This is a genomic window from Hyella patelloides LEGE 07179 (assembly GCF_900659865.1).
In the GTDB taxonomy this organism is placed as follows: Bacteria; Cyanobacteriota; Cyanobacteriia; order Cyanobacteriales; family Xenococcaceae; genus Hyella; species Hyella patelloides.
This window is the reverse complement of sequence record NZ_LR214039.1, coordinates 1-9,599: the sequence shown is the minus strand read 5'-3', so window position 1 is coordinate 9,599 and position 9,599 is coordinate 1. Positions and strand designations below refer to the sequence as shown.

Sequence of the window (9,599 nt, the reverse complement as noted above, 5' to 3'; positions counted from 1 at the left end):
CGCTCAAGTTTTGAGAGGGGCAAGAAAAGGAATTAATCCACCACCTTTTCCTGTTTGTAATTAATCTGCGGGGATTCCTCGCGCCTAATTTTCCTGGGAATTTTTTAGGGGGGAATGAACGATTACCCATTAGATATTAGCCACAAAATAGGCACTTGCAATTTTGAAGCTAGATATTTGAATAATTTAAGCTATGCTTACAACTCTCTGGAAGAATCTAGACGGGCAATTAATTACCTTCAACAGTCATTAGAGATTCAACAAGAAATCGGCGACAAAAGAGGAGAATCGGATTCTTGGTTTAATTTGGGAAATAGTCGGAAAAACTTACAGCAAAAATCTGAAGCTAAAACAGCTTATGAAAATGCGAGAAAACTATATCAAGCAATGAAATTAGATCAAAAAGTAGAGAAATGTGATGAGGCGATTCAAAATTTAGAAAATTAACGATCTCGAATCAGTCTAAAAAACCATCTTTAATTCACCGCATATTCAGCAAGTACCTAAACAAAATTGTTTACACATTTTGATATTAACTGAAAATGTCTGTATTTATTATCTGTTGCCTGTTGCCTGTTCCCTATTCCCTCTCTAGACTGTGAAATTTATGTTGTGTAACTGCTTATGACTATATTTGATTAGATTTTCATTAAACGTTTATAATACAATTTTCTGTACCATCTTGCTAATTCCCAATCAAACAACGGTAGAAGAAAGCTGATGACAATTATTGATTATATTGTACTCTGTCTCTATTTGTTGGGAGTCGCTTGGCTTGGCACCAGGTTTAGCAAAGAACAACATTCCACAGAAGATTTTTTCTTAGGGGGACGAAACATTCCTTGGTGGGCGATTGGTCTTTCTGTAATGGCAACCCAAGCTAGTGCTATTACTTTTATTGGTGCGCCTGGCTGGGGCTATGAAGGAGGTTTAGAAAGGATTACAACCTATATTAATGTTCCTCTTGCTGTCGCTTTTGTGGTTAGTACCTTAATCCCTTTCTTCTATCGCGCCCAAATCTTTACTGCTTATGAGTACCTAGAAAACCGTTTTGGCTCTGGAACAAGGACAACCATTGCCGTGGTTTTTCTCGTGGCTCGTGGTCTAGCAACAGGAGTCATTCTTTACACACCTTCATTGGTGCTTTCTGTAATGACTGGTTGGTCGGTAAGCATTTGTATTTTAATTATGGCTTTTTTATCTGTTTCTTATACAGTGATGGGAGGCATTAGTGCTGTAATTTGGACAGATGTCGTACAAATGGTTTTTTTATGGTTTGGTACTGGTATCAGTATTTTTTTGGTTCTCAAGAGTGTACCAGGTGGGCTGGAAGGTGTGGTTCAAGTAGCCCAAGAAAAGCAATTTCTGAATGCATTAAATCCATCTTGGGACATAACTGAAACTTACACTTTGTTTGCAGGGTTGCTTGGCGGTGTCATCTGGCATATTTCCTACTTTGGCACAGATCAAAGCCAGGTACAAAGGATGCTGACGGCTAAATCGGAGAATCAAGCCAAGCAGTCTCTAATGATAGCTGGCTTACTAATGGTTCCGCAAATGCTGCTGTTTCTGTGGATTGGCATCATGCTTTATGTGTTTTACCAGGATCGTGCTTTTGACAATGTAAATCAGGTGTTTCCCACATTCATTGTGGAAGAATTACCAATGGGTATTACTGGACTGGTAATTGCTGGTGTTTTCGCTGCTGCAATGTCCAGTCTCGATTCGGTGCTTAACTCCTTAGCAGCCGTTTCCGTAAAGGATATCTATAGTCGCTACATTAAAAGAAATGCTTCAGAAAACCATTACCTGAAAGTTTCCCGTTGGCTCACTATTGGCTGGGGTTTATATGCAACTATCGCTGCTTTTTTTGTGGAAAATATGGGTTCTGTAATTGAGGCTGTCAATAAAATTGGTTCTTTCTTTTATGGCCCTATTTTGGGAATATTCTTACTGGCTCTTCTCACCCGTCGCATTAGTGGTAGTTGGGCAACAGTAGGACTGTTAGGCGGTGTGGTTGCTGTGTTTGCCGTGGACTGGTTGACGAATATTTCTTGGTTATTCTATAACGTGATTGGTGTTGTTGTTTGTCTAGTATTGGCAAGTTTAGGACGATTTTTAGCTCCATTACCGATAGAAGTTGCTGCACAATACAAAGATCGAATCACTTGGCATAGTCTCAATTCTTGGTGGACTTGGGCATTGCTGCTTTACTTTATAATAATGATGGTGCTACTGGCTTAAGAGTATTGTCAACGACCAGATATTGAGCAAGATTTTCCCTAAAAAAAGTACCGCTTCGCAGATCGATAGATTGATCGTGCGCGAAATCGTTTCATTGACACATAAGTTTATTAAGCACTACGACAATCAATAATATAGCCGTAGAAAATTAAATTAGGACATTAAAATTGACAAGCTTCGGAAGTAATGAGTAATGAGTAATGAGTTTTTTGATTAAAATGCTCAAATATATTTCTAACCAGCTTCAAAAAATAATGTTGACTCCGAATCATATTCTTCTCAATGTAGAAATAGTAACCGAACGCCTTTTGCTCCAGCCAATATCAATAGTTTATGAAGACGATATATTTAAAGAATTCAATGAGGAAATAACCACCTATACGTATCCTTGTCCAGCTAGAGATATTTCAGAAACTCGCTCATTTATTGAAGATTCTATAGCTGGAATGAAAAATGAAAAAGACTTGCATTGTGTCATCTTGGATAAAGATACACAAGAATTTCTAGGATGTGCTGGAATACACAATATCAATGGCAAAAGTCCAGAACTCGGTATTTGGCTCAAAAAGTCGGCTCATGGTAATGGCTATGGTTTAGAAACTATTGCTGCTCTCAAGAAATGGGCTGATAATAACTTAGAGTATGAGCAACTTATTTATCCTGTTGACAAAGCAAATATTCCTAGCAAAAGAATTCCTGAAAAACTCAGTGGGAAAATAGCCAGAGAATTTGAACAAGTAAACTTAAGTGGTAGAGTCTTACAAATAATAGAGTTTAGGATTCCCAAGAATTAATCTTTTTCTAATCCATCGAGTTTAGCCATTAGCTAGTTGCTCTAAAGTAGCTGTAAAATCTTGGCTTCCTACCATTGAGGATTGAGTTAGTGCGGTTTCTGCTGATGAACCCAAGTTCAAATCTTCCAATTCTTCTAGTCTAGCTATTAATTGCCGATAGGCTTCTGCGGAGAGAATAACATGGCTTGGTCGTTTTTGTTTGGTGATTAGCACTGGTTCGACTGTCGCTTTATCAAATACTTCACCATGTTGATTGCGAGTTTGTGTGAGAGTGTAGCTTTTCATTTTTGATTGCATTGACTATTTTATACATAACAGCAATTTTTTTAGAGATTTTTACAAGGGTAGTTTTTTTACTTTCAATGGTTAAGAAAATTGGGGAATAGGGCAGATTTTTTCGGGATTTTAACTGTGAATAAACACCTTTTTGCTAAAGTTTAATACTTATAAAAATGCCTACTCATAACGAAAGTGAGGGCGCATCTCCCGAAATAAATTCAGGAGTTTATTTCGCTCGTGAAAAACCTACCCTTATGAGGTTTATAGCCGTGGGAGAAAGTTAAGCCAGATCGTGTTTTTAACTTACCAATACTTAAGCAGTTGGACAAAATTAATTTCCTAGTTGAGAGAGGCAATAGGCAATAGGCAATAGGCAATAGGTAATAGGCAATAGAGAAAGCTAAATGTGTAATTAATTATGTCTGGCTACTTATCCAATTATTTTCTTTTTGATCGTTTAGGATTATTGTTTGTTTATTTTCTTTTTCTTGGTGTCCTTAATTGGCGATCGCTTTATAGCTCCTTCACAGTAACCCAAATCATACATACTAGCTGCTTGAGGATCGTGTTCTGGGGTTTGTTTGGGTTTTCCCGCCCAAGCATCGGATTTTCCTTGATTCAGCCAGTCTTCGTCATTCATGAAAGCAAAAGCATTGTTATTCATTAGATTAACTTCTCCTTGCTTAATTTCTTAATTCAAAACATTTTCAATGAGTGAAAGTAAGCTTGGTCGCAAAACACAGGAGTACTATTCACCTCAAGAAAATTACCTCTATGTTTGTTGTAGCATTTTTGGGTTTTACTAGGATTTTTTTGTAAAAAATTAATAATAAATACGTAGTTTGCAACTTTTATAACCATGCTTTTAATAGATAAATGTTACAATTGCTAATCGTTAACTATTTTTTAAAAAACTAATCTAATTCTTGCCAATCAGTATCCTTTTCCGCAGCTTTTAACTTGGGTTTGGGTTTGGTTTCATACTTGTCGGGTACGAGGGATAATTGGCGGTAGGATTGTTCTGATTCTGGTTTACCTTTACGTCTTTCAGAAGTTCTTTCCTCGCTGGTTTCTTGGGTAACTAATTCATAAAGAATTGCCTGTTTATTCGTAGTATTCCCCTTTCTTAATACCCTACCCAAACGTTGAATATATTCCCGTGATGAACCAGTACCCGATAAAATAATGGCTATCCTCGCATCAGGTACATCTACCCCTTCATTAAGTACATGGGAAGCGACTAAGGTTTTATAATCTCCTGCTTTGAATCTTGTCAGAATATCGTGTCTTTCTTTAACTGGAGTTTGATAAGTAATTGCAGGTATTAAAAATTGTTGAGAAATACGATAAACCGTTGCATTATCGTTTGTAAAAATTAACATCCGTTCGGGGTCGTGCTGCGTAATAAGATCTATAAGAATTCTCATTTTGGCATCTGTACCTAAAGCAATCTCTTTAGCCTCTCTGTGTGCCAACATCGCTTTTCTGCCCTGTAGCGATCGCGCACTGGCTTTGACAAACAGTTGCCAACCATCCAAACTACCCAAAGAAATATTAGACTGACGCAAAAACCGATTACGAGTTTCGATAGCACTATCGTATTTAGTCTTTTCTTGTTTCGATAGTTTGACTCTAATTTGTACTACCTTATGGGAAGCTAAAGCCGAACCAGATAACTCTTCCGCGCTTTTACGATAGATTACTCTACCAATGAGGGTATCTAAAAACTTGTGTGTACCATCGCTTCTTTCTGGTGTGGCAGTTAACCCCAAACGATAAGGAGCGATCGCATATTCGGCAATTACTTTAAAAAAATCCGTTGGTAAGTGGTGACACTCATCAAAAATCAATAAGGCATACTTGCTACCAATTTTTTCCGCGTGAATCGCTGCACTATGATATGTAGCAATTAAAATCGGTGTGCGATCTCTCGAACCTCCTCCTAATAACCCTACTTCAATATTAGGAAAAGCAGCCTCAATTTGAGCGTACCACTGGTGCATCAAGTCCAAAGTAGGGACAACAATCAAAGTAGTACGGGGAGTACATTGGATTGCTAACTGTGCTAAATAAGTTTTTCCCGCAGCCGTTGGTAAAACTACTACTCCTTGCCTTTTTTGTTGCTTCCAAGCTTGTAAAGCCTCTTTTTGGTGGAGATAGGGTTCATAAGACAAACTACTATTACTGAGTTCTAAATTGTAAAACTCTTTCGCCTCATCAATAATTTTTTTATCATCCTCTTGTAAAGCTTCCATTAATGGACGATAGTAAATTGCGGGAATCCGAAACTTTTCAATGCGATCGTCCCAAGTAGCAAAATCCAACCACGATCTACCCCTTGGTGGTGGATGCAAAATTAAAGTACCGCGATCGAATTTTAATCTAGGAAGACGAGCCATAGAGAGTCACCAAATCACCGAGTCAGGAGTAAAAAAAATGAGAATGAAGGAATAAGGAGAATCAAACATTTTCATTTTCATTCGTAGCTCGTAGCTCGTCCCGTCAGGCGGGATAATATGGCTCGTTGTTAATAGTTGTTGTAATATTTGGAACAAAGTAATCAAAATTTAAAACCATGTTTTGATTCAGCAACACCACTAATGCTAAGAGACAGAAAATAGTTTTTGGTCAAGCTGAAGGATATGTCCAGTTGCGGAAAAACTTTCATTTCCATCGAGTTTTCCTGTCTTGGTTTCGACAATTTTAAATCCTTCACTGAGGTAGAGATTTAATGCTATGTCATTACCACTTAGTACAGAAGTATGGACAATTTTTCCCCATTTTGCGATCAGGCAAGCCTGGCACTGCGCGATCGCTTTTTTCAGTAATTGCCGTCCAATTCCCTGTCGATAATGCTCAGGCGATACGTATAACCAAGTCACCTCATCATCAGAAAAGGCGACAAATCCTAATACAATTTCCTCATCGCAAGCTACCCACACTTCCCCATCAAATAATCCCTCGTTTTCAGCAGTATCCGCCAATGAGAGAAAAGCTTCTATTCCAACTGACGCGCTTAGTTCATCTAATCTTGCTCGATCGTGAATGGCTGCAATGGCATTCCAGTCTTTTGGTTGATATTTCCTTAGCTTTATCATGAATTGTTCTGATAATTTAGTTGTCTTGTAAACAATCTCAAATTACTGGTTTACCAAAATCCTATAACAATTTAGTTTTCAACTCTACCATTAACCGCAACAAGTTTATTAAATATCTGACAGCCTAGAAGTTTATTTATGAATCCATTTCCAGAAAGGATGAGATGAACCTGTAGCTAAAATCTTTGCCACTTTTTTTTCTAAATAGTATTTTTCTCGATCTGATAATCCCCAAAGTATATGGCTACTTTGCCATAGCAAAACAGAAACAGTCATCCCAATACAAATAGCAAGACAAATAGTAGGAACCAAATTAAACGCTAAACCATAATGAACTGCCGACCAAGTAAAATAATCTAACCAGAGTTTGATTTCATGACGAATACCCCAAACACCATAGACTCCCAAGGTGAACCAGAGTAGCAACACAACTATCCAGCGTAGATAAATAGTTAGCTGATAATATCTATCGACTTTTTTTTGGAAATCAAAGTCCGATTTATCCATAAAGTTTAGCGGTAATTAGGAATTTAATAATAATCAAAAAAAGAATTTTATTATTGCAGCAGCATTACATTATTTAAGCACTTCTAACTTTAAATTCTCTGGCTGTCCCATCCAAGAAGCATAAGCAGTATGGTCTAAAATATCGTTTCCCGTCAGGGGATGAATTAGAATTGTTAGACCTCTTCTATTTAATGCTAACCAAGATAACAGATCGGCAGGGCGATCGCAATCAAATGCTAATTGACAACTCCAACAAGGATGAGGTCCTACAGGTTTACGATGTAGCCTACCTACTGTCACTGAAAATTCTTTTCCTGCTGTTTCACATAAAACTTTAGCCTGTTCAAAAGTTGCTTCATCATAATAAATGTGAGCATGATAACCCTTAATTAAACTAATACTTTGAAACTCCATTGTTGAACCTTGAGCCTATTAACCTAAATCTTACTTAAGAAGAAACTGCTACGGCTTTATCCCCTCTACTATTACGCCACCAAGCAAGTAAAGTACTAGCGATAAAAATACTGGAATAAGCTCCCAAAGCAAAACCAATAATTAAAGCTAAAGCAAATAATTTAAGGGTTTGTCCGCCAAATAGAAAAATCCCAATTAAAGGTAACAGAGTAGTAACAGTAGTGTTAATAGAGCGTCCTAAAGTTTGATTGACCGCACTGTCCACAATATCGTTGATAGTACTTTCATCATTATCATTAGCAATGGTTTCTCTAATGCGATCGTATATTACTACAGTGTCGTTAACGGAAAAACCAATAATAGTTAACAACGCAACTAAGAATAAACTATTAACTTCTACTTGAGCTACTAAACCTAAAATTGCAAATACACCAGCCGTAATGAAAACATCATGAAATAAAGCAACAATGGCGAATAAAGCATAGTCAAACTGAAAACGCACGCTGAGATAAACAATAATGCCAAAAAAAGCCACAAGCAAGGCGAGTATTCCTGACACAAAGAGTTCTTTCCCAATAGTTGGCCCTACCGTATCTATTTGAGTAGTTTTAGGGTCAAATTGACCAATTTCATCACTCAAAGCTTTTTGTAGTTCAGTTCTACCATCAACATCGAGGTTTTCCGTCCTGACTGAGAGGGTTTGTTGCTGATTACCCAGTATTTGAATTGTACTATTGCCCAAGCCCAAATTATCGAGTATGTCTCTCACTTCAGAAGTTTCAATGGGATTATCGCAATTTCCCGCAACAGAACAATCTTTTTCAATTTGCAGTCGAGTACCACCAATAAAGTCTAAACCAGGACGAATCGGCGCATTTAAACTGGTAAAGGAAATAACCATAGCTGCGATACTGACTATCACAGCTAAACCTGATATACCCCACCATAAACTGCTTTTTTTAACAATACTAATCATAATTTTTTGGTTGGTGTTTGTTAGTGGTTAGTGGTTAGTGGTTAGTGGTTAGTGGTTTTTACTCGCTAGTTGCTAATTACTACTCACTACTCACTACTTGCTACTTGCTACTGCGACGCGATAGCGAGTCCTTTAGGGCTACTTGTGAGCTATTACCTATTAACTATTACTTACTTCTAAATTGGGACAAAATAATTCTGGTTTTTGTCTTACTTTGGGGAGACTCAGTACAGTTAATAACAACAAAGTACGACTACAAGTAACGGCAGTAAACATACTGACTAGAACCCCAATAGCTAGAGTAAGAGCAAAACCCCTAACTAAACCAGAGCCAAGCCAAAATAAAGCACCGCAAGCAATGAGAGTAGTAACGTTACTGTCTAAAATACTAGAAAAAGCACGGAAAAAGCCCGACTCCACAGAACGATAAAGAGTTTTGCCATTACGTAACTCTTCTCTGGTGCGTTCAAAGATTAAAACATTAGCATCTACCGCCATCCCGATACTGAGGATAAAACCCGCAATCCCAGGTAGGGTTAAAGTGACTCCTGCAATGGAATAACAAGCAAGAGTAAGTAAAGCATAGATAACTAAACTAATATCCGCAATAATTCCTGGTAGACGGTAATAAATACCCATAAAAATCAAAACCAAAACCAAACCAGCGGTACCTGCTATTTTACTGCGATTAATACTGTCCTGTCCTAAAGTTGCCCCTACAGTGCGATTTTCTACTATCTCTACAGGAAAAGGTAACGAACCACCCCGAATCTGAATTGCTAAATCCCTAGCACCTTCTAAATCAAAATTACCTGTAACAACGGCTCTTCCGCCAGTAATTCCTAAATCGGCAAATTGTGGTCCAACACTAGGCGCACTAATCAATTCATTATCTAAAAAGATGCCTAAAGCGCGTCCTGTTCCTGCTAAATTTTTAGTCAGTTCGGCAAACTTATTACCACCTTCATCATCGAAGTTAATCGCTACCTCCCAAGCATTTCCTGTTTGGTTGGGTTGAGGACGAGCATCTTCTAGGTTCTTTCCTGTTAAATCCACAGAATCAAAAAAACCACTAACAGCTTCGTTAGATGCTTTAAGGGATTCTTGCAATTGGGTAATTTCTTCAGAATTTTCTGGTGCAAGCTCTTCTTGACGCAAAATAGCTAGTTGTAATTGCAGTTGTTGTCTGACTTGAGATTCTGCTGCAAATTCTCCTTCTGTTCCTTGTCTTTGCTCTTTAAATTCTAACTCCGCAGTACCTTGTAAACGTCTTTCGGCGGTTTCGGG

11 protein-coding genes are annotated in these 9,599 nt (G+C 37.8%); 3 read left to right on the top strand and 8 right to left on the bottom strand.

The annotated features are described in order from the left end of the window. Positions 1 to 114 precede the first annotated feature (114 nt). From H1P_RS27540 to H1P_RS27530, 3 genes are all read left to right on the top strand, one after another. Complete coding sequence (locus H1P_RS27540; protein ID WP_144873759.1) at positions 115 to 447, top strand: tetratricopeptide repeat protein; 333 nt, start codon at positions 115 to 117, stop codon at positions 445 to 447. A gap of 273 nt (positions 448 to 720) precedes the next feature. Further along, positions 721 to 2,244 carry a sodium:solute symporter family protein gene (locus H1P_RS27535; protein ID WP_144873756.1) on the top strand — a complete coding sequence of 508 codons (1,524 nt, stop codon included), beginning with the start codon at positions 721 to 723 and terminating at the stop codon, positions 2,242 to 2,244. A 254-nt stretch (positions 2,245 to 2,498) separates the two neighbouring features. Continuing rightward, complete coding sequence (locus H1P_RS27530) at positions 2,499 to 3,038, top strand: GNAT family N-acetyltransferase (protein ID WP_222427269.1); 540 nt, start codon at positions 2,499 to 2,501, stop codon at positions 3,036 to 3,038. Positions 3,039 to 3,059: 21 nt separating this feature from the next. Here H1P_RS27530 and H1P_RS27525 read toward each other — a convergent pair whose 3' ends face one another. From H1P_RS27525 to secD, 8 genes are all read right to left on the bottom strand, one after another. Then, positions 3,060 to 3,323: a type II toxin-antitoxin system Phd/YefM family antitoxin gene (locus tag H1P_RS27525; RefSeq protein WP_144873753.1), complete on the bottom strand. Its 264-nt coding sequence runs from the start codon at positions 3,321 to 3,323 to the stop codon at positions 3,060 to 3,062. Positions 3,324 to 3,780: 457 nt separating this feature from the next. Next, positions 3,781 to 3,981 carry a hypothetical protein gene (locus H1P_RS27520; RefSeq protein WP_144873751.1) on the bottom strand — a complete coding sequence of 67 codons (201 nt, stop codon included), beginning with the start codon at positions 3,979 to 3,981 and terminating at the stop codon, positions 3,781 to 3,783. Positions 3,982 to 4,231: 250 nt separating this feature from the next. Continuing rightward, positions 4,232 to 5,716 carry a DEAD/DEAH box helicase gene (locus tag H1P_RS27515; RefSeq protein WP_144873749.1) on the bottom strand — a complete coding sequence of 495 codons (1,485 nt, stop codon included), beginning with the start codon at positions 5,714 to 5,716 and terminating at the stop codon, positions 4,232 to 4,234. A gap of 204 nt (positions 5,717 to 5,920) precedes the next feature. After that, complete coding sequence (locus tag H1P_RS27510; protein WP_144873747.1) at positions 5,921 to 6,415, bottom strand: GNAT family N-acetyltransferase; 495 nt, start codon at positions 6,413 to 6,415, stop codon at positions 5,921 to 5,923. Positions 6,416 to 6,547: 132 nt separating this feature from the next. Continuing rightward, a complete protein-coding gene (locus H1P_RS27505; RefSeq protein ID WP_144873745.1) occupies positions 6,548 to 6,922 on the bottom strand; it encodes a hypothetical protein in 375 nt (124 codons plus the stop codon). 69 nt (positions 6,923 to 6,991) lie between these two features. Then, a complete protein-coding gene (locus tag H1P_RS27500) occupies positions 6,992 to 7,336 on the bottom strand; it encodes a DOPA 4,5-dioxygenase family protein (protein WP_144873743.1) in 345 nt (114 codons plus the stop codon). A gap of 34 nt (positions 7,337 to 7,370) precedes the next feature. Beyond that, positions 7,371 to 8,315 (bottom strand): protein translocase subunit SecF, encoded by a 945-nt coding sequence (secF, locus tag H1P_RS27495; protein WP_144873741.1) that lies wholly within the window; start codon positions 8,313 to 8,315, stop codon positions 7,371 to 7,373. 156 nt (positions 8,316 to 8,471) lie between these two features. Continuing rightward, a partial coding sequence (gene secD / locus H1P_RS27490; protein WP_144873739.1) for a protein translocase subunit SecD occupies positions 8,472 to 9,599 on the bottom strand: 1,128 nt, incomplete at its 5' end.

Bases quoted from the DNA above. Each gene is read 5' to 3' on its own strand.
- H1P_RS27540 (WP_144873759.1), top strand. From the start codon at position 115: ATGAACGATTACCCATTAGATATTAGCCACAAAATAGGCACTTGCAAT.
- H1P_RS27535 (WP_144873756.1), top strand. From the start codon at position 721: ATGACAATTATTGATTATATTGTACTCTGTCTCTATTTGTTGGGAGTC.
- H1P_RS27530 (WP_222427269.1), top strand. From the start codon at position 2,499: ATGTTGACTCCGAATCATATTCTTCTCAATGTAGAAATAGTAACCGAA.
- H1P_RS27525 (WP_144873753.1), bottom strand. From the start codon at position 3,323: ATGAAAAGCTACACTCTCACACAAACTCGCAATCAACATGGTGAAGTA.
- H1P_RS27520 (WP_144873751.1), bottom strand. From the start codon at position 3,981: ATGAATAACAATGCTTTTGCTTTCATGAATGACGAAGACTGGCTGAAT.
- H1P_RS27515 (WP_144873749.1), bottom strand. From the start codon at position 5,716: ATGGCTCGTCTTCCTAGATTAAAATTCGATCGCGGTACTTTAATTTTG.
- H1P_RS27510 (WP_144873747.1), bottom strand. From the start codon at position 6,415: ATGATAAAGCTAAGGAAATATCAACCAAAAGACTGGAATGCCATTGCA.
- H1P_RS27505 (WP_144873745.1), bottom strand. From the start codon at position 6,922: ATGGATAAATCGGACTTTGATTTCCAAAAAAAAGTCGATAGATATTAT.
- H1P_RS27500 (WP_144873743.1), bottom strand. From the start codon at position 7,336: ATGGAGTTTCAAAGTATTAGTTTAATTAAGGGTTATCATGCTCACATT.